This window comes from Portibacter lacus (assembly GCF_021533215.1).
In the GTDB taxonomy this organism is placed as follows: domain Bacteria; phylum Bacteroidota; class Bacteroidia; order Chitinophagales; family Saprospiraceae; genus Portibacter; species Portibacter lacus.
On record NZ_JAJNKA010000008.1, the window covers coordinates 221,537 to 243,944 of the forward strand.

Below are 22,408 nucleotides of genomic sequence, written 5' to 3' on the forward strand. Positions count from 1 at the left end.
AAATATGAATTGGATATACAGTACCGACGATCCTCTTTTGCAAACCTTAATAGGATGTTTTTATATTTTCATTGTCATCATAATACTTACCAGAATCATAGGACTTCGTTCTTTCGCAAAATTTACGGCATATGATTTTGCCTTTACAATTGCGATTGGTAGTATCATATCTTCTACGTTGACTTCTTCTACAAGTTTGGTACATGGTTCTATTGCAATCGCTGGATTGCTTTTGATTACCTATTTTTTTTCTTTTTTGCAAAGAAAATCGCCAGCTTTAAGTAGTTTGATTTCTAATGCTCCATTATTGTTGATGGATGGTAATGATATCTTATATGATAATTTGAAATTCGCTCGAATAGAAAAGGAACAACTCATAGCTAAATTACGAGAGGCCAATGTGCTAAATTATGATCAAGTTTATGCTGTTGTTTTAGAATCTACGGGAGATATTTCTGTGCTTCATTCTTCGTATGATAAAAAGGATGAAAATTTTGATGAGGAATTGCTTTCAGGTGTGAGAAGGAGTACAAGTTCATCGGTCTAGGATTGCTTAAGTATATGTTCTATGTTCCAATTTTATTTGATAGATATGAGTTTGCATTGACCTAAAAAAATCATAATGAAGTTTTCCTCTTTAACTGTCGAATAATTTGATGGACTGACCTGTAGTCAGCCTATCAATATTATGGGTTGCGAAAGACTTAATTAATTCGAAGTAAATACATTCATAAGCTTCCGCTGGTAACCGGACAAGTACAAGAGTTGATATGATGAAGTTTTCTTTTCGGTTGTTTTTAACTTCGAATTCGCCGAACTAAAGCGTGGTATTTGCACAAGTACTTTAGATGATAGTATGTAGTTTTTTGAAAAAGTCTTACATTCGAATTATTCCACACTGATAAAGACTTATGCATGAAACTTAAGATTTTCGTTTCCATTCTACTTTCATTTACTCTAATTATTACTACCGCTCAAAACATCTACGTTAATCCAAGCGGTAACGACGCACATCCTGGAACAGAATCTGAACCCGTTGCAACATTAGAAGCGGCGCGTGACTTAATAAGAAAGTACAAATCATTAAATGATTTGCCGAAAGGAGGAATTACTGTATGGATAGGAGAGGGCACTTATGAGCAAAATCAAGCTTTCGCACTTAATGAAAATGATTCAGGTGAAGTAGATGCTCGAATTGTTTGGCGAGCCATGCCTAATGAAGAAGTTAAAATCATAGGAGGAAGTCGTCTTCCAGTAGAGCAATTTGAAAAGGTGTCGAATTCTTCTATTCTAGACCGGTTACCTAAAGAAGCAAGAGGTAAAGTGATGCAGATCGATTTAGGAGCAATGGGCATCACTGATTATGGACAAATCAAGCAATACGGTCATGCGATGTCCGTGAATCCTTCTCCAATCGAGTTGTTTTTTAACAATGAGGCGATGACATTAGCAAGGTATCCAAACGAAGGTTATATTAAAATTGGTAAAGTCATAGATCCAGGATCTGTGCCTAGAGTTCAAGATTATGGTGAGCGAGGTGGTATATTCGAATATACAGATCTAAGACATGAAAAATGGATTGGACTTGAAGATGTTTGGTTTCAAGGTTCATTTAAATATGGCTATGCTGATGATAACATTTTAGTTGAATCAATCAATCCAAAAAACAAGCAAATCAAATTGACAACTCCTTCTTTATATGGAGTAGCAAGCGGTCGAGATTTTCAGCATTATGTGGCTTACAATATTTTAGAAGAATTAGATAGTCCTGGCGAATGGTATGTAGATAAATCTTCAGGGATACTTTATTTTTGGCCACCTGCAGATATGAATGCTAGTTCTATAATGGTTTCTATTTTAGAAGATCCGATCGTCAGTTTAGAAGGAAGTAGTTATGTGACAATACGTGATCTAATAGTAGAAGTAGGGAGAGGAATAGGTATTTATATAGAGCGAGGTTCTCATAATTTAATTGCTGGGTGTACAGTTAGAAACGTCGGGACAAGCGGAATTCTGATGGGACAAGGAGCGAAACAAACATTTCCACACATCACACACGATGATTATGAAGGTGTTCCGATTTCAAGGAGAATAGGAAATCTTCAGGGGCATATCTATAAATATACTCATTGGGATCGTAAAGCTGGATCCAATCATGGAATTGTAAGTTGTGATGTCTATAATACTGGAAGTGGAGGGATTTACTTAAGTGGAGGTAGTAAGCGTAAACTGATTCCAGGGAATAATTACGTTGAGAATTGTAAGGTTCATAACTACAACAGAAGAAACAAATTTTTATGGTCTGGAATCAATATAGATGGTTGCGGAAATCGAATATCGCATTGTGAAATTTTTGATTCAGAATGGCAGGGAATCTATGTGCACGGTAATGAACATCTTTTCGAATACAATCATATTCATCATGTAACCTTAAATTCTGATGATACTTCACCTTGGTATATCGGAAGAGATCCAAGTGATCGCGGAAATGTTATTCGGTATAATTACTTTCATGATTGCGGTAATCCTAATCGAATGAATATGGGGATTTATTGTGATGATTCAAGTACTGATGTGCTTGTTTATGGAAATGTATTTTATAAAATGAATACCAAGCACGGCGTGATCTTTACCAATACTGGCTGGGATTTAAAATTTAAGAATAACATAGTCATAGAACCAATTTCGAAAACAGGAGAATTTTCTGCACACTATTATTCTTGGTATAAAAATGGAGGGCAAGCAACATTTGGGGAAGAAGGATTATTAAGAAAACGTCTTTTAGAGAATGTCAATATTTCAGTTAGTCCATATTCAGAAAGGTATCCAGAATTAGCGAATTACCTGGATCCAATCGTTGAAGGAAAAGAATGGGAAGGGATGCGTTCTAGACGTAACATTTTAAGTAATAATTTAATCGTTGGTGGTCCTGAAAACCCATTACATCTAGCTGGTGGTGAGCATGCGCAATGTGATTATGTCAATAATTATAGAACTGAAAATGATCCAGGATTCTTAGATTATGAGAATAAGAATTTCAATCTGAAAAAGGATTCAGAAGTATTCCAAAAGATTCCAGGGTTCGAGCCGATTCCATTTGATAAAATGGGACTATATATTGATGAGTTTCGAACTGAAATATCCAAAGAAAATTTGAAATGATTGATGATCAAAAATCATTATACATTAGTAAGCTAAATTATTAAACCATCATTATATGGAAAAACCTATTAAAGTGGTCTATGACCAAATTACAGATCGTCACGGTATCGATGTAGTGTATTACATTAAGATTAGAGCTAATGATAAGAAGGTAGAATGGGGTTTCCATCCTATATTACCAGAAGGTATGCATTGGAAAAAAGGGGATGAGACAGGTATTGGATTTGACCACTATGATAGTTCTCAAAGTTTTAATGAGTTTGAAACCATTCCTACTAAAAAAATGCCTGATGCTGACTATCAAAAAGCGCTTAGGATAATTAGATCAATTGATTAATATGAATGACATTTATACATTGACCTAGAAATAAGAGCAGCTTAATGTGATGTTAGCATTAGCAATATTCATAGCAACTACATTGACCATTAAAAACGGAAGAAGTTATTAGAGAACAATTAGCTTAATCTAATAATCTCTTTTTAATTCCTAATCATAGTTACTGACCTGAAACTCTTCCACATTTTGCTTTATATAGACCTAGGTATATCCACCACAAACATTATTTATGGTGAATTTTTTCTTCATCTTGAATGTCTTTGAATTCTTGTAATCCAAAATAAAAGCTAATTCCGAACAGTAAGGTGACTGCTCCTGAGATATATGGTATGAGGTCTATCATTTGTTGTCAATCTTTATAAGTTTTAAATAAATAGCAAAGGCTAGAATAGAAGGTACCCATAAGCCTAAGAAAAGTGCTCCGTCGGTTTCTCCGTTAAACCACATGATTTCTGATAAGATGAGCGTAGAGAAAGCTAGGAAAAGCATTATTACATCTGTTTTGCTTAATTTTTTCAGCATTGTATTGATTTTGATAATGATTAATATATTATCTAAACTGTTAATATTGCTATTTTGTTCAAGTATTAAGTTGTAAATGTTAAACAAAAATATTGAAAGGCAAGCAACTAACGAATCAAAAGACCATTGGCATTAGAAAAGAATTCATGCTTATTTAGAAGTGGAGTAGGGGAAATATGTCAAGAAATATAAAAGCTATAGATGCGGTATTTGGATACAGCTTCATAAAAGCAACAAGCTAATTAGATAAATAAGAGGTTGGGCAGATAAAAAGTAGAGATGATTTATACAGCTTGAAAGTATGTACAATCAAGTCTTTATTTATAGTTATAGGAAACTTATAAATTGACATAGAATAATGAACTCTAATGAATAAGTCAGATCACTTCGAAAATGATAGGGTGACTACATATGCATTATTTACGCCCTTTATTGGCTAATAAATATGCTAACTACAAGTAGATTTAGGCTGAGTTACAAAAGCAAATAAAAACCTACATATCTTTCTTCAACAAGCTCCAATAGGCTAAACCAATAAATAAAACAGTATAAAAACATGTTAAAATGACCGCAACTTTATAGTCTAATAGAAAGTCGAATTTGACCTCGCTAGGTATAAAGCTGGCAAATTTATAGAATGGGAAAGGTTGTAAGTCCTCTACCGCATTCATAGGCCAGTAATTCATTGTTTCATTATTGAATATCTTCTTGTGTCCTAACCACCGAATCGCTGGCTCGAGGAATAAAATGTAAGACCAGAAAGTCAAGACTGCTATACCAGATCGTCGAATGACAATACCGATCATTAGTCCGAAAGACAAATAGCCTAGGCACATCAGAAAATATCTTAATATAGCTGGCCATCCTTCCAGAGCTAGACCGATCGTAGGAGAATCTGTGTTAAACCATCCGATGACAAAAGTCGCAAGTGCAAAATATACAGTTGCTAGAAAGCTTAGCGTAACAATAAATATAACTTTCCCGATAAAGAATTCCGTTCTCGTCTGACCATTTATCACCGCCTGACGCATCGTCTTGTTAGATACTTCAGAAGTAATGATGTGCACAGCAACAAAGCCTAAACAGAAAAATACCAACCAGTTTCCAGCGAATCCCATCCATTCCCATACGGTAGGAAATTCAAAAAATACATCATTGCTAAGCAGAACTGGGGGAATAGGCTGAACTTGCTTTCCGATAAAAATCAAAGTTGGCAAAAACAACATGTACATTGCAAGGAGCATGTTCACAACGGCGTTATTGCCAAATTTCTGGTATTCTAATTTCAAGTAGTTTAACATGTTAAGCCGTTTCTTTTGTGATTTCTAAAAATTCTTCCTCTAGTCTTTTCTTACGCTTAATGATGTGGGTAGGCACGATGCCGCCATCGATACAGCTTTTGACAATGTTTTCGAATTGATCCTCATTAGCAACTGAGCATTCAATGAATCCTGGGCGATCGATTGCCGACTTAATAGAAGATATATTGCTTAAGATATTCTTCAATAAATTCATATCTGTTGCACCGATTTCTACAGTTGTATCGGTACTTAGAATCGAACCAACCGATCCAGTTGCAAGTAGGTTTCCTTTTTTAATGATCGCTACGTGAGAGCATATCTTTTCTACCTCATCCAAGATGTGGCTTGCCATGATGACCGTTTTTCCAGAGTCTGCAATGTCTTGTAAGGTTGTCCTAACTTCAGCAATTCCTTGTGGATCCAGTCCATTCGTCGGTTCATCGAAAATAACAACGTCAGGTTCACCGATTAAGGTTGCACCTATCGCTAGTCTCTGTTTCATTCCTAGTGAAAAGGTTCTAAATTTACTTTCTCTCCGCTCGTATAAGTTAATTTTTCGGAGAATTTCATCTAAGTCATCGTTGTGCGATTTTTTAATTCTTTGTACGATTTTCAGATTAGAAATAGCATCCAAATATGGATAGAAATTTGGAGTTTCTAATATGGCTCCTATTCTTCGCCTCGGATTATCTCCGTATTTATTATCAAACCAAGTAAAAGAGCCCGAGGTCTGTTCAAGAATACCAAGGATAATTCCTAAGGTGGTGGTTTTTCCACTACCGTTAGGGCCTAAAATTCCGTAAACCTGACCAGCTTCCACTTCCAGATTTAACCCGTTCAAGGCATGTATATTTCCATAATTTTTATGGAGATTATTTATTTTTAATACTGACATATGTTAGTTCGTTCGTCTTGCAATGATGAATATAAGACAGATTGTTTAATTTTAGCACTAAAATACGATTAATGCAGCATTCTGATGGACAGACAATTTTAGAAGTCCAGAAATTAAATACTTATTTCGGAGAAACTCAGGTTGTGAAGGATCTTAGTTTTGCCATACAAAAAGGAGAAACTGTTGCGATAATCGGCGAAACAGGCAGCGGGAAATCAGTTGCCATTTCTTCAATTTTTAATTTGTTAGAGGCCCATATTGCAAAGGTATCTGCTGAAAAATTGGTTTATAATGATAAAAAGAACCCTCAGATATCGCTGCCGAAAGATATCGCTATTGTATTTCAAAATGCACAGTTATCCCTTAATCCGGTTGTGAAGTGCGGTGTGCAGATAAAAAGAATTCTTAGGAAGCAAATGTCGCTCAGTAGGGTAGAAGCAGAGCAGAACACGAAAGAACTCTTCCACAAAGTCGAGCTAAATGAAACTGATCGAATCTATCACTCCTTTCCGCATCAATTATCTGGCGGTGAACTTCAGAGAGTTATGATTGCGATGGGACTTGCCTGCCATCCGGAATTTTTAATACTTGATGAACCTACTGCATCATTGGATAGAATTGTCCAGATAAAAATTATAGATCTTCTAAAAAAGCTGAAGGCGGAAGAAGGATTGAGTATATTATTGATTACCCATGATCTGGCATTGGTTAGTGATTTTGCTGATCGGATTTTGCACATTGATAAGGGCGCACTGATCGCTAATCAAGATGTGGATTCTTTTTTTACTAAGTCGGCACACCAGGTCTCTCAGCAATTAGTGGAACAATTAAAAGACTTTTATAATGGTCAATTTAAGGTTTCGGGAAATTCAGAGGATTTAATGGATATTAAAGAGCTTTCTGTTCAATTTAGAAGTGGCAAGTATGCCTTCAAGGATTTGAGTTTTTGTATAAAGAAAGGGGAAAATCTTGGTATCATAGGAGAGTCTGGAAGTGGCAAAACTACATTAGCGAAATGTCTATCAGGAATGATTCCTCCTACTGAAGGTCGTATTTCTTCAAAAGTTAATCAGAGAAATATTAGTTATGTTTTCCAAGATGCGTACAATTCAGTTGATCCTGATCTCTCTATAAAGGCAATTCTACATGAAGTGATCCGACTTCAAGAAAAAAAACGGGACATCGGAGAATTGTTGGCTTCGGTTAATTTATCAACTGATATTCTTAATAGGAAGATCACTGAATTATCAGGAGGCCAAAGGCAAAGGGTAAATCTAGCGCGAAGTTTAGCCTGTAATCCATCTGTGTTAATATGTGATGAGATCACTTCTGGTCTAGATCTGAAAGTACAAATGGAGATCATAGATTTGCTTTCAAGTAAAGGTGATGATCTGACGATTGTGTTTATTTCGCACGATATTTCATTGGTTAAATATTTCTGTCATAGGGTGTTGATAATGAAGAATGGAGGAATGGAATTTTTAGGTGAAACCAAACATTTATTTGAAGAAAACCAAGAAGGATACGCCAAAGAACTAATTAATTCCATCTATAAGGTTAAATATTTCTTAAATAGATACTGATAAGTGTAACTTTTTTAATCTTAGTTCCGTTCTTATGGTATGCAACCTTTGCAAAAAGATTGTGTCTTTTAGATAGAACCCAATGAAAACAATTATTATGCCTCCACAAGAAAAAAGAAGAAAACATGTAGCCTACATGTTCTTTGCAGTTGCTTTCCTAAGCCTGTCCTGTTTCGCTTATCTGAATTTGTGTACAGAAAATACTTTGATGATAGCTGAATATATGGGTGACATTAGTTATTCTGATTTCAGAATTGAAGAAATTGTACTTCCGGACTTACATTTCTTCGAGAATAGTTTCCAAAGAATCATGGAATTAATTTTTACTAGAGCTTAATTAAACCTTTCCAGTTTTCTTCTGTCTTAGTTATTAAGAAGAAATTCAACTTATGGAAAATAGATTAGCAATCCTACTGGTATTTTTATGCACTTTAACCTTGGGCTATGGACAAAAAAACAACAAAAGCGCAATTCAACATACTATTTCTGGTAAAATAATTGATGGAGACAGTGGCGTACCACTAGAGTTTTCAACGTTATCTTTATTTGAAACAGAAACTTCTACACTCGTAGGAGGCGCTATTACAGATCAAGAAGGAAAATATACCATTGAAACAAAGCCTGGAAATTATTATTTAGAAATTGAGTTCATCTCATATGCACCTGGAAAGATTACAGACATCGTTGTAACGAAAGATAATAAAAACATAGAATTGCCAGATTTTAACTTGTCCATAGATGCGGAAAAGTTAGACGAAGTAGTTATTGTGGAAGAACGATCACAAGTTTCACTTAGCTTAGATAAAAAAGTATTTAATGTTGGAAAAGATCTAACAAATAAAGGAGGAACGGCAGAAGATGTTCTTGATAATGTGCCTTCTGTTTCTGTAGATCTAGATGGAGGTGTAGAACTAAGAGGAAGTGGTGGTGTAAGGATACTTATCGATGGCAAGCCAAGTATGATGGTGGGTGATGGCAATACGAATGGATTGAGAAATATTCCGAGTAATATGATCGAGTCAGTAGAAGTCATTACTAATCCGAGTTCTCGATATGAAGCAGAGGGGATGGCTGGAATAATTAATATCGTATTAAAGAAAGATAGAAAACGTGGATTTAATGGTTCGATAGATGTTTCAGGTGGTTATCCTTTAATGGGGTCTACCGCTTTTAACCTTAATTATAGAAGAGAAAAAATTAATTTATTTTCTTCTATTGGCGCTGGATATAGAACTGGACCAGGTTCAGGTTTTACTTATCAAGAGCAAAAATACTTCGATGGCACATCAGAGATTTTTAGTTCCACCAGAGATATGAATAGAAATGGAGTCAATGGAAACATAAGTCTTGGAATGGATTATTTTATCAACGATAATAACATTTTGACTTCTTCTTTTTCATTTAGAAGGTCACTAGAAGAGAATCGAAATTCAGTGTTTTATGAGGACTTTCTTAATTCAAGGGAGCAGTTAGTTGGCCTTTCTGAAAGATATGATGATGAATTAGAGAATGAATATGACACGGAATACGCATTGACATATGATAAAAAGTTGAAGGGAAAGGATCATTCATTGATTGCGGATCTAAGATTTCAAGATAATACTGAAATTGAATCTTCAGACTTTTCACAAGAATTCTTTGATGCGAATAGGGTGCCTACGGGAGAAGACAATTTAATTCAACGATCAGCAAATAGTGAAACGGAACGTAGGATTAATCTGAAACTTGATTATAAGAGACCACTGCCTAATGATGGTGTTTTCGAAACTGGAATTCAATCTTCCTACAGACTTATTTCTAATAAATATTTAGTAGAAGAGGAATTTGATAATGAATGGATTCGTCTTGCTAATTTATCAAACGATTTTAATTACAATGAGTTTATCAATGGGGTATATGGTATCTATGGTAAGGAATATCTAAGATGGTCTTACCAAGTAGGTGTAAGAGCGGAGTACTCTTTAATCGAGACAGAGTTGCTTGATTCAGATGAGGGAGCTAATTCTAGAGATTATATCAATTTGTTTCCAAGTGCCTTTGTATCCTATAAAATAAATGATGAGAATTCATTTCAAGTGAGTTACAGTAGAAGAATTAGAAGACCGAGATTTAGAGATCTGAATCCTTTCTTCACCTTCAGTGACCCAAGGAATCAGTATAGCGGTAATCCTAATTTGAATCCTGAGTTCACAGATTCATATGAAATAGGTTACGTGAATTACTTTGAAAAAGGGTCTTTAACATCTTCATTTTATTACAGACATTCTACAGACGTGATGGATTGGGTTCAAACGGTAACTTCAGATGGTGTAACCATTAGAAGACCTGAAAATTTGAATACGCAAGATGATTTAGGATTTGAATTTACAGGGAACTATAAGTTTGTGAAGTGGTATGACTTAAGTGGAAGTTTGAATATTTTCAGATCGATTACCGACGGAGCTAATGTTCAGGAGGATTTCACCGCAGATGCTTATTCATGGTTTACCAGATTGAATAATAAGATCAAAATGTCTAAGACTTTCGAAGCACAAGTGAGAGTAGATCACAGAGGAGCAAGAAAGACGACTCAAGGTTCTCGTAAGGGAATAACTAGCATAGATATTGGATTAGGGAAGGAATTTCCTAAGCAGAATATTTCTTTATCGGTCAATGTTAGAGATCTTCTTAATTCAAGAAAGTATCAATCTATTAATGAGTTCGCACTTTATGATGATAATGCACAAATAGGGACTTTTTATTCAGAAAGTGAATTCCAACGACGAGCAAGGTCAGTTGTGGTTTCATTGAATTATAGAATCAACCAAGAAAAGAAAAGAGGCCGTGAGAAAGGAAATGGTGGTGATTTTGATGGTGGAGGAGAAGAGTTCTAAGTGAAAGTTTTAAAAGAGTAAAGGAAAGGCTTATTAGTTTCGAAACTGATAAGCCTTTTTTTATTTAGATCTGTTAGCTGAGTGTTGTAATAGGTTTTGGCAAGGATTGCAGAGCTGAATATGGTCTTCTCGGCTCGGGTTGTTTCATCTAGCCGAGTGATGAAGTGGGTACTGGAAAGGATTGGAGAGCTGAATATGGTCATCTCGACTCGGGTAGTCTCATCTAGCAGATTGATGAAGATCTGTAAGCCGAGTGAAGAAAAGGGTTCTGGCAAGGATTGCAGAGCTGAATATGGTCTTCTCGGCTAGGGTAGTCTCATCTAGCCGAGTGATGAAGATCTGTAAGCCGAGTGATGAAATAGGTTCTGGCAAGGATTGCAGAGCTGAATATGGTCTTCAAAGTGTACATGAAAATCAAGATTATAGATTTTTTCGGATAAAATTTCTAGGTCCTATGAAAGAAAAGCTGGCACTAAAATAAGCAACATGGTCCAAAAAAAAAGACCCGCAATATTCATTACGAGTCTCTTATATTTATGCTTTAAGTGGTTTGTAATTATTTCAACAATGCCAGTGCATCTTTAATTCTCTTCATCGCCTCTTTTAATTCTTCTTCCGAAGCAGCATATGAAATTCTGATACAATCATCTGCACCGAATGCACCACCACCTACAGTTCCTACCAATGCTTCTTGTAAGATGTAAGCTGCAAAGTCTTCTGAATTCTCAATATTGTACTCACCATAGCTTTTACCAAAGTAAGAGCTCACATCTGGAAATAAGTAAAATGCACCTTGAGGATCATTAATTTTAATACCTGGAATTTCAGATAATAAATCCCTAACCATGTGTTTTCTTTTCTCGAAAGCATTCTTCATATCCACAGATGGCTGCTGGTCTCCCTCCAATGCTACAATTGCAGCCCGCTGTCCGAAGGCATTAGCTCCTGAAGTTACTTGACCTTGAATCTTCGCACAAGCTGATGCAATCCATTGTGGAGCACCGATATATCCAAGTCTCCATCCAGTCATTGAATAACCTTTAGAAAATCCATTGATTGTTACCGTCTGATCTTTCACACTATCGAAAGATCCGATACTAGCATGCTTTCCTCCAAAGTTGATCAACTCATAAATCTCATCAGAAAAAATTATGATATCATCTCTTTCACCTATAACATTAGCAATCGCTTCTAATTCTTCCGCTGTATAAACTGAACCCGTTGGGTTACAAGGAGAAGAAAATAAAACTGCTTTCGTTTTATCAGTGATAGCTGCTCTTACCGCTTCCGGTTTTACTTTGAAATCATCGTCTATCGTACTATTTACGAAAACAGGTACTCCACCAGCTAATTTTACAATATCCGCATAAGAAACCCAATAAGGAGTGAAAATGATCACTTCATCACCAGGATTCAATAATGACATACACAAATTGTATACACATTGCTTTGCTCCATTAGAAACCACAATTTGGTTAGCAGTAAAAGTAAGACCATTTTCTCGCTTAAACTTTTCCACAATCGCATTTCTCAGTTCTAGTAACCCAGGAACCGGAGTGTACTTTGTAAATCCTTCGTCTAAAGCAACCTTAGCTGCTTCTTTAATATGGTCAGGCGTGTCAAAATCTGGTTCACCTAAACTCAAACTAATTACATCCTTTCCTTGTGTTTTTAGCTCTCTTGCCATCTGCGCCATTTTTATAGTCGCAGACTCTGACATTTCACTAACTCTTTTTGATAATAAATTCTCCATAATTATTGACACGTATTACGTTTATTAAGTTATGAAGGCAAATGTATCATTTTATTAAATTTTACGTTCTATTTAGCAATTATTAATTTTTCAATTTTTATTCCCGCTTCGTTTTCTATTCGAACAAGATACATTCCAGGTGTATAAGGACTTGTATCTATTAGGGTTTCTTTATTGATACTTTGTACCGTTGTTACCTTCTGGCCTGCACTACTGTACAGGTGATAGGTATTAATCGTATATGGTGAATTTAAGATCAAAGTATTGTTTATCGGGTTCGTCTTGATATAATTGAATTTATTTTCATGAATAGACTGAACCCCTGTTGTTTCATCATCGCCTCCAGGTCCAACAATCAGGCATGTTGGTGGAGAGAATAATTTCGCTTGACAACATAATGTTCCCTTATCGCAAATGAATAACACATTTAATCCAATATCTGACCCTGGATAATTCTCAATTTTCATTGGTAAATCAGCATAGCTAAATGTACCATATAAACCTGTTAATGAATAAATGTCAAATTGTCCACTAGAAGTACCTTGATGATCAAAATCCAAGACAAAATTAACCAAGTTTAAAGTGTTTGATGCACATGCCAGTTCACTGATTTCCACATTGGTTATGCTGCATTCTGTTGGATCATCGTAGCATTCTGAAATATCCAGCATTCTAGAAACACAACATTGATCATCACATACTGTTAATTCTATCTGATTAGCACCATCTAATGGAATCTGAGTATTAAGCTCTATAAATTCATTATTTATTTCAGTTTCACCTATTAATAGTCCATTAGCATAAATAGAGTAGAATTTAATCGGATCTGTTTCTTCAAAAAGATAGAAGGCAATTTCCGTGATGAGTCCATCATTACATTTTACTCTTGTTTCGTCAATTTTAAAGCTGCAATTATCAGTGCAACAAAAGTATCCATACTCCATTTCTGAGGAACACTGGTTTTCATTATCAATGACAACAAATTCATAAAATACATCACATGAATCACCAACATAAATGAGTATTGGCAAATCCTCATAGGAGAAATCTCCGTAATCATGCCCATTTCCTATAACTGAGAAACCTTTGCTTCCGACATTTGCATATTCAAAATCTAATTTGAAATATGGAATTTCAGCATCATTGCATTGGCTAGGACTTGCTTGTATATTACCAATTTTGCAGTTACCATTATCGTTACAATTAATAAGATCGACGATTTGTGAATAGCAACAAAATTCTAAATTACTAGAAGTAGTACAGATCTGAAGCTCCATAAACTCCCCACCATTATTTAATGTTTCGATATAGACATAAGGGTAGTCCAATTTGTAATTAAGTACTGAATCACCATCTACTGATATCCATAAGTCATCTCCATATATTGGGTGGATTAATTCAAGTTTTATTTGTACTAAATCACTATCGCAATCCATAGAAATGAGTTCGAAAATAGGCTCAAGACAGTGGTCACTACAGCAAATGATTATCGACTCAAGGACCGTTTTGCAACTTTGATCTTGAGCATCATAAGCGACAAGTTCATAATTAGGATTACAACTTGGCTGAAATGGACCTACACTCACTGGCAAATCTGTATAAGCAAACTCACCATAGAATACGCCATTTCCTTGTACTATAAAGGAGTCACTTACTGTATTTTTATATTTGAAATCAAGACTAATAAATACTTCTTCATTAGGTTGGCATTCTGGAACATCATATTCCATTGCATAGATTTTGCAATCTGAACCTGACGAACAATTATCAGTACTGAACTCTTGCGTAAAGCAACATTCTTCAGAGATTCCTACACTACAAACGCTTATAGTATGCTTTGCAATATCAAGTGGAAGATCACCAGATAGATAGATAAAGTTGCTATCTATTTCAAAATTCGTGATATATTCTTCATTTATCTTTATCGTGATATTATTCTGATAAAATCCTTCTACTAAAAATAGCTTCATTTTAACCTTTTGATCAGAACATTCCATGTCTACGATCTCGAAAATAGGAGGGCCACAATCTATAGGGCAACAGATTATAATATTATCAATTTCTGCTCTACAATTGTTGTATTTAGAATCCTGTACCACGAATTCATATTCAGTGTTACAATCACCTGGGAATGGACCGAGTTCAATCGGAAGATCGCTATAGACAAACTCGCCATAATCCTGGCCATTTCCTTTGACTCTAAATGAGTCTGAGACATTACTATAGTTGAAATCTAAGGTAACATAGACTAAGCCATTAGGATTGCATTCTGGAAAGGAAACTTCTAGATCTCGAATGTTGCATTCATCCGAAGAACAAACTCGTCCGATATTAGCAATCACATAGCATTCTTCATGTTGCCTCTTAAAAATCGCAATTGAATTAAAAGTAGAGCAATCTGCTTCGAAAGGACCAAATTTACCATCAGGAGATTCCATCGGTATGTCGTTAATATAAACATTGAAATTTTCGTAGATGTTAGTGGGCTGATCTATCGCAATGTAGAAAACATTTCCATCAGGAATGACTTCGTAAGAAAAATTATCGAGTCCACATTCAGACTGTGCATTTAATGTAAATGCAGCGATAAGTGAGAAGAGAAAAATAGAAAAACGTTTCATATGATTTTTATTTATAGATAATGGAACTGGTTTTTTTACCTAGACACCATATGATTTCATTTCGTTGTCTACGGACTTTTTTACCACTAAAGAACATATTATAAAAATTCGGCATATGTTTTGCATTAAAGAAATCTATAATATGTTGTCTATTGACTTTTAAAGCTTTCTAAAATTAACAAAAGCTTATAAAATACTTGAATGAGTAAAACATTTCTAAAAGGCTGGATTTATAGTTTATTGATGATAACAGCCATCAATAGCTTCGGGCAAGTAACCAATACTTGTAACACCACCTTTTATGATACTGGTGGTCCGACAGGAAATTATGAGAATAATGAAGATTACCTTGTCACTTACTGTGCAGACAACGGTGGCAAAATGCGATCTTTGTTTAAGAAGTTTTCCCTCAGCACTGAATCTATCCCCGACACTTTATTTGTATATGATGGTCCTAGTACCTTTTCTCCGCTAATTAGCAAGTACTCTGGAAGTATGGCGACACCTGGAGAAGAATACACTATTAATTCTCTCATTCGTGGAAACGGAGCTTGTCTTACTTTTGAATTTAAATCAGGTGGATCTGGGACAAGTACAGGTTGGGAAGCTGAAATTTATTGTTTAGCTCCACCACAAGGAGGAATCGAAATATGCGGAGATGGAATAGATAATGACGCAGATGGTCTTATCGATCAAGCAGACCCAGATTGTCTTATCGAACCATCTGTTGAAAATTGTTTCACAGGAAATTACTACTATATTCCACCGATCTGGCAATTGAATACACCAAACGATAACGAATTAAACGGGCCAGCAAGTCTCAACTTTTCTACGAGATATCCTAGTGCAAATATTAATGTAAGAACGCTAGATAATTCTTATAACCAAGATTTTACAATTTCTAGCGCGGCAGCATTGACCCAAGCCATCCCGCTGACTTACCTGCAGACGGAAAATCCTAATACCAAGGAAAGTAATAAAGGATTCATCGTTAGTTCTGATGTTCCCATTGACATAAAATACTTAACAGATGGCAGCCTTAATAAAAATCATATTAGTATTAGAGGAAGAGAAGGATTAGGAAGAGGATTTAGAGTGGGATCACAGACGAATACTAGAATTGCTAGTTCTACCACATCAGCTTTAAAGGAGGCGCATTTCATTTCGGTTATGGCTTCAGAAGATGACACAGATGTAACTTTTACATTTGACATTCCGGTTACGGGTTTAACAAGTCCGCATACGGTCAGGCTGAATAGGGGAGAAAGCTACTTAATTAAAGATGATGATAACAATGTTTCTGTTTCGGGAGCATTAGTGAGCGCAACAAAAAATATAGCAGTGATCAGTGGATCGCAATACACACAGGCTTATGGAACGCTCGCACAAGATGGAGGGATGGATCAGATTATACCAGCTTCTAAAGCCGGGATTAATTATGTCTTAACAAGATCTGGAAACGATGTGGATCAAGATTATGCGATCGTAGTTCCGATCGAAAACGGAACTAATATTTTTCTAGATGGTGCATTTATCCAGACGGCAACGATAGATGCTGGAGATTACTACCAAATTCCATTAAATGGAAGCATCGGTGAACCGCTTTACATCAGAACTTCAAGACCGGCGATGGTTTACCATGTTTCTGGACAGAGTGGGGGAAATGTAGGCATGTCAGTAGTGCCACCGATCGGGAGCTGTAGAGGAGATAATATTCTTACTTTCTCGAAACTGACAAATGCGAATAATCACTTACTAAATATTATTATTCCTACAGCTGGTCTCAGTAACTTAAGGCTGAATGGAAACCCAGTAGGAGGAATCGTAAGAAATATTTTAGGCTTTTCTGGGTATTCTTCAGTTCTGCTGCAAGAATCCGATTTGTCTAATGATAATACATTAACCGCTGATGTTAATTTCACAGCTGGTTTTATAGGTTCATCTGCGAATGCCTCGGTTTATTCTTATTTAACTTCTTATAGAGAAACGATTGATTTCTTAGATGTAGTCACAGGTTTACCTATAGAATACATTGACCTAGATACGATATGTAACACAGGAAGTTTTGATTATACTTTCCAAGTAGAGAGTTGTGGAACAGGCCATAGATTGATCAGTATTGAGGAAAGTGGCATGATGGGAACTGCAGAAATTACAGATTCTCTTGGGCTGAGTATTCATTTCGAATCAAATGGTGAGAACACAGGTCAGAATTTTATTTCAGTGGTTGTTGAGAATAATCTTGGAAACAGATCTTCCATATGTGTTGGATTCATCGTTGATGATTTGCAGTTAGATTTGGGAGATAATGTTGGAACGTGTTTAGTTTCCAATTTCACATTAACGCCAGAAGTGTTAACGGGTGGAGAGCCACCATATACCTATTTATGGAGTAATGGTGCGACTTCTGAGACGATAGAAGTGAGCCCGTCGACTACGACTAGATATTATCTGACGGTAACTGATCAGCGTGGTTGTACTTATGTGGATGATATTAATGTAAATATAGGAGCAGGACCTCAGATTTCATGTAAAGGTCAGATCAATATTTCACTAAATGAACTTTGCGAATCAGAAATCACTCCTGAAGTGCTTTTACTCAATGATCAAGGAATTGAGCAAGAATTCACAGTGAAAGTGGAAGATCAATATGGTTTTGTTATTCCTAATGCAGTGATCAACGATTATTACATCGGTAAGACTTTAAAGTATACGGTAACTACAGCCTGTGATAATGCATGCTGGGGTAATCTGACGGTTCAAGATAATTTTATACCGATTATTAACTGCGGTAGTTATGATGTGCTTTGTTCGGATGATATTAGTCCAGATTCAGTTGGTTATCCAGTTCCATTTGATAATGCAATTGACCTAGGCGAAAATCGATTCAGACTTTCAGGAGTAGATGCCTGTAGTGATGTTACGTTATCATATAACGAAACTGCAGTGATTCAGGCATGTACGAGTAACTTAGAAAAAATAATATACAGAAATTGGTTAGTAGTAGATGAGTCTGGAAATCAGAATTCATGTACGGATACCATTAATGTGATCAAGGAAGATATTAATAATATCATATTCCCATTGAATAGAGATGATATTGACTTGCCTTCTTTAGCGTGCGATAGCAATTATCCCACATTCGAGAATGGTCACCCATCGACAGACCCAGAGGCTGGAGGCGGACTTTACTTGACTGGATGTAAGTCGATAGATGTTGCGTTCGAGGACACTTACTTAGAGGGTTGCGGAACGAGTTTCAAGGTTTTGCGTCATTGGAAATTATTCGACTGGTGTACTGGATTAAATAGAGAAGAATATCAGGTGATTAAGGTAACAGATAAGGAGCCTCCGACATTTGTTTGTCCTGCTCCATTAACAGTTTATACTTCACCATATGATTGTGAAACTGGCCAGATAATTATTCCGCCACCGACAATGCAGGATAACTGCAACGAAACAGGATTTACAGTTAAGGTAAATATAACGGAGAATGATGTCTTCGGTCATTTCGTAAGCGAAAACAATGTAGTTAATGGACTGCCATTAGGAATAAATACCGTCGATTACTACATGTTCGATGCTTGTGATAACAGAGACACTTGTTCTACCATCATTACGGTTCAGGACGACAAAGCTCCATTTGCAATTGCTGATTTACATACAGTTGCGAGCATTGGATCTGATGGAACGGCGAGGATTTATGCTGAGAATTTTGATGATGGTAGTTTTGATAATTGCGGAATCAAGTTAATGAAGGTGCGTAAGAAAGTTGACTCCTGTGGTTCAGAGCCAGGTGATTATTTATTTGATGGTCTGTACTACAATGATTACGTAGATTATTGTTGTGCTGAAGTGGGGCTAGAGCATAGGGTGCAATTCTTAGTAGAAGATATTCATGGAAATGTGAATATGGTTTGGGTAGAGGTTACTTTAAATGATAAACTACCTCCAGTAGTAAGTGCACCTCCTCACATAACGATTAGTTGTGACCATGATTTCTTATATGACGACTTATCTTATTTCGGTGATGTTGTTATCGGAGATGAACCGAGAAAACCTATTATCCTGAACGATGCTTATAATAGCGGAACAGTTGGTCTCGATGGTTACGCAGTGGATAATTGCTATGTGGAAGTAGAGGAAACGTCAGAGATCGATCTGGAGTGCGGTGCAGGAACGATTACGAGAACATTTACAGCAACGGATAATAATGGAATGACAGATGTCGCAACCCAAGTGATTACGATTAAAGTGGCAGATCCATTTACTTATGAGCAGATAATTTGGCCTGAAAAAGTTACGATAGAAGGGTGTGTGAATGTGGATATAGATACTTCAGTAACAGGATCTCCAAGATATATAGATAAAAACTGTGCAAAATTAGCAGCAGAATACACCGATAAAGTATTCGAATATGGAGATGGGGCTTGTTTGTCGATTCACAGAGAATGGCAGGTTAATGATTGGTGCCAATATAATCCACTAACGGGTGAAGGATTATGGACATATATACAAGTGATCTATGTTGAAAATAACACGAAGCCTACATACGATTATGACTACCAAGATACAACAGTCTGTATTTCTGGAAGTTGTGAAGGAATTGTGGATCTTCAGGTGGATGCAACAGACGATTGTACGTCCGAATTATTCTATAAGTGGCGAGTTGATTTTGATTTAGATGGTATATATGATGATGAAGGAATAGGAAACAGAATCCAAGAAGTTTGGGAACCTGGAAGATATTATATTGTATGGTCGGTTCAAGATCATTGCGGAAATACAGCCATTAAGAAGTATTATGTTACGGTTCAGGATTGTAAGCCACCAACGCCGTACTGTCTTTCCGGAATTTCTACTGCGGTAATGCCGCTGAATGGGGAAGTGCAACTTTGGGCTTCAGATTATAACAAGGGAAGTTTTGATAATTGCACGGCAGATCTCGATCTGAAGTTATCCTTTTCAAAGGATACATCTGATACCTTCTTCACGGTTACTTGTGAAATGATGGGCAATGGAGTGCAGCAAACGATTCCGCTTAAGGTCTGGGTAACTGATGAAGCAGGGAACCAAGATTACTGTAGTGTTGAGATTCGTGTGAACGATACGAATGATGTTTGTCCGGATGTGGAGAATGGCTATGTGGATATAGGTGGTAACATTTATACCGCTGACTTGCAGAGAACCATGCGGGATGTAGAAGTAACACTAGAGTCTAATTCAGACTTGCGAGAAATGCAGTTTACAGAAGAAGATGGTAGTTTCCGTTTTAGTAATATTCCAGACTACTTATCTTATACAGTTAGACCTATCTACGATGAAAATTACCGGTTAGGTGTAACAACGCTGGATATTATATTGATACAAAAGCACATTCTAGGACTAAAAATATTTACTGATCCTTACAAAGTCATCGCAGCTGATGCAAGTAATTCGGAGAGTATTTCTGGTTTAGACTTGATCTTGATTCGAAAATTAATACTTGGATTAACCGATACGTATCCTAAGAATTCGAGTTGGAGGTTCGTCGATAAGAATTACGTGTTTAATGATGTGTTGAAGCCATGGGGATTTGATGAAACGATCGATTTAGGATTGTTGTCTGAGAGTAATTATAATGCGGATTTAATTGGTATTAAGATAGGAGATGTTAACGATTCATATAGTGGATTAGAGAATTCTAATACGACTGTCAGAAGCGAGGCGATCTACTTAGAGACTGATAATAAGCAATTTGCTAAGGGGGATGTTATGCATGTCAATTTGGAAGTCAGTGAAGAGATGAGTATAGAAGGGTTCCAGTTTGCGGTGAATTATGATAAAGTAAAATTAGATTTACTTGCGGTAGATGGAGCAGGTGTTCCATTAAAAGAGGATAACATAAATCATGCTTCAGAGGAAGGTCTGATAGGGATAAGTTTCGATGATATTAGCGGGATTGATATCGCTGAGGGTACATCGTTGATTCAGCTGAAGTTTATTGCGAAAGAGAATTCGGGTGTGGAAGAATCTATCGAATTGAATACTTCGAGAATGTCAGCGGAATTGTATACGATAAACAGTGAAGTTAAGCCAATTGAACTTCATTATAGATCTGTCGAAAAGGAAAGTAGGGGAGCGATTACAGTTTACCAAAATGAACCTAATCCATTCGTGAAACAAACTAGGATTCCATTCGAATTATCATCTTCAAGGTCGGTTAGTTGCCAGATCTTTGATATCGATGGAAAACTGGTTCAGGAGCTTAAGTCTGACTTTGGAATTGGTAATCATGAATTTAGAATCGGAAGTGAAAATTTGAAAGAATCGGGCGTGTACTATTATAAGATCACATCAGAAGATTTTCAGATTACTAAGAAGATGATTTTCACCAGATAGGAAGTAGACATGTTTTAGGTCAATTTTCATTAAAGTAAAGAATATAATTGCTGGAGCTTCTCTAGGTCCAGATTAGCTGCATATTTTTTGTCAATTTGAATTTAAGGAAGTGACAATAATTAAATCAATGACTACATTTTCGAAATTGGCTGAATATCCGTTTTTTCTCAAAATAAATTAATGTTTTTTCTAGTATCGTAAGTTGCGTATTCATAGCTAGTTAGGTGGGTAGGTAAATGTTAAAGTGTGAACATATTATAGATTAATTCAATATGATTTCATTTTTGGAACAGTACTTGGCTTATAGGATAATTGTAAGAGAGTAATTCAACTGAAAAGGAACTTACACAATTTTAATAATCTCACATGAGATTGATTTTGGGCATACTCGATTACAATTTATAACCAAAACTCGTTAAGTCTGATCATTGCTAAGCATTGATCAGACTTTAACTTTTCTTGATTGCACAACGAAGAATAAAGCTTAGCCAAAGATATACTGAAGCATTATGGTATTGGATGATGATTAATCTACATCTTAGACCATACGCTTTTTTCCAACCAGGCTTATTATCCATACATATTTGCTTCAGTTTTTTTATATCTAGGTTCTCACAATTATACTAGCATTATAACATTTCATTTTTTTTTAATCTGGTCACAGAATTAATGGACCTCATGCATTAGTTTGATTTTACTGGGTTGTAAAATGGCTAAGTAGTCCCTCCAGACCGGAATTTATGAATATCAGAAGTTTTGTAGATTTTCAGGTAATCTACTGCCTATAGTTTAGGCAGCTGTCGGGCTTACCTGTCCATTTTACTGGACCTCGTGCTTTAGTGCGATTTTTCTCAATATATGTTGGTTAAGAAGGTTCTATTGGTTGGGCCCAGGTTCATATTACTGGAACTAATTAATTCGGAATACTTTAATGTAAAATGGCTAAGTAGTCCCTCCAGACCGGATATTATGAATATCAG

The 22,408-nt window shown here is 36.0% G+C and carries 12 protein-coding genes; 7 read left to right on the forward strand and 5 right to left on the reverse strand.

Annotated elements, in window-relative coordinates; all coding sequences use genetic code 11:
- Window positions 1–4 precede the first annotated feature (4 nt).
- The 3 genes from L2586_RS15305 to L2586_RS15315 all read left to right on the forward strand — a co-directional run bounded on the left by L2586_RS15305 (window position 5) and on the right by L2586_RS15315 (window position 3,499).
- On the forward strand, window positions 5–547 hold the full coding sequence (locus tag L2586_RS15305; RefSeq protein WP_235293797.1) for a DUF421 domain-containing protein: 543 nt from the start codon (window positions 5–7) through the stop codon (window positions 545–547).
- Window positions 548–915: 368 nt separating this feature from the next.
- Entirely contained in the window at window positions 916–3,162 is a 2,247-nt protein-coding gene (locus L2586_RS15310; RefSeq protein ID WP_235293798.1) for a right-handed parallel beta-helix repeat-containing protein, read from the forward strand.
- A gap of 55 nt (window positions 3,163–3,217) precedes the next feature.
- Window positions 3,218–3,499 (forward strand): hypothetical protein, encoded by a 282-nt coding sequence (locus L2586_RS15315; protein ID WP_235293799.1) that lies wholly within the window; start codon window positions 3,218–3,220, stop codon window positions 3,497–3,499.
- 339 nt (window positions 3,500–3,838) lie between these two features.
- Here the strand turns inward: L2586_RS15315 and L2586_RS15320 are convergent, their stop codons facing one another.
- From L2586_RS15320 to L2586_RS15330, 3 genes are all read right to left on the reverse strand, one after another.
- Window positions 3,839–4,021 carry a hypothetical protein gene (locus L2586_RS15320; protein ID WP_235293800.1) on the reverse strand — a complete coding sequence of 61 codons (183 nt, stop codon included), beginning with the start codon at window positions 4,019–4,021 and terminating at the stop codon, window positions 3,839–3,841.
- 494 nt (window positions 4,022–4,515) lie between these two features.
- A complete protein-coding gene (locus L2586_RS15325; RefSeq protein WP_235293801.1) occupies window positions 4,516–5,322 on the reverse strand; it encodes an ABC transporter permease subunit in 807 nt (268 codons plus the stop codon).
- Window position 5,323: 1 nt separating this feature from the next.
- Complete coding sequence (locus L2586_RS15330) at window positions 5,324–6,217, reverse strand: ABC transporter ATP-binding protein (RefSeq protein WP_235293802.1); 894 nt, start codon at window positions 6,215–6,217, stop codon at window positions 5,324–5,326.
- Between the two features lie 71 nt (window positions 6,218–6,288).
- Here L2586_RS15330 and L2586_RS15335 point away from each other — a divergent pair, with 71 nt between their 5' ends.
- The 3 genes from L2586_RS15335 to L2586_RS15345 all read left to right on the forward strand — a co-directional run bounded on the left by L2586_RS15335 (window position 6,289) and on the right by L2586_RS15345 (window position 10,673).
- Window positions 6,289–7,800 (forward strand): ABC transporter ATP-binding protein, encoded by a 1,512-nt coding sequence (locus L2586_RS15335; protein ID WP_235293803.1) that lies wholly within the window; start codon window positions 6,289–6,291, stop codon window positions 7,798–7,800.
- Between the two features lie 82 nt (window positions 7,801–7,882).
- A complete protein-coding gene (locus L2586_RS15340) occupies window positions 7,883–8,137 on the forward strand; it encodes a hypothetical protein (RefSeq protein ID WP_235293804.1) in 255 nt (84 codons plus the stop codon).
- A gap of 52 nt (window positions 8,138–8,189) precedes the next feature.
- Window positions 8,190–10,673: an outer membrane beta-barrel family protein gene (locus L2586_RS15345; protein ID WP_235293805.1), complete on the forward strand. Its 2,484-nt coding sequence runs from the start codon at window positions 8,190–8,192 to the stop codon at window positions 10,671–10,673.
- 556 nt (window positions 10,674–11,229) lie between these two features.
- Here the strand turns inward: L2586_RS15345 and L2586_RS15350 are convergent.
- Window positions 11,230–12,426 carry a pyridoxal phosphate-dependent aminotransferase gene (locus L2586_RS15350; protein WP_235293806.1) on the reverse strand — a complete coding sequence of 399 codons (1,197 nt, stop codon included), beginning with the start codon at window positions 12,424–12,426 and terminating at the stop codon, window positions 11,230–11,232.
- A gap of 68 nt (window positions 12,427–12,494) precedes the next feature.
- Window positions 12,495–15,047: a T9SS type A sorting domain-containing protein gene (locus L2586_RS15355; protein ID WP_235293807.1), complete on the reverse strand. Its 2,553-nt coding sequence runs from the start codon at window positions 15,045–15,047 to the stop codon at window positions 12,495–12,497.
- A gap of 201 nt (window positions 15,048–15,248) precedes the next feature.
- Between L2586_RS15355 and L2586_RS15360 the strand changes: the two genes are divergently transcribed.
- Window positions 15,249–21,428, forward strand: coding sequence for a T9SS type A sorting domain-containing protein (locus tag L2586_RS15360; RefSeq protein ID WP_235293808.1), 6,180 nt, complete (start codon window positions 15,249–15,251; stop codon window positions 21,426–21,428).
- Window positions 21,429–22,408 lie beyond the last annotated feature (980 nt).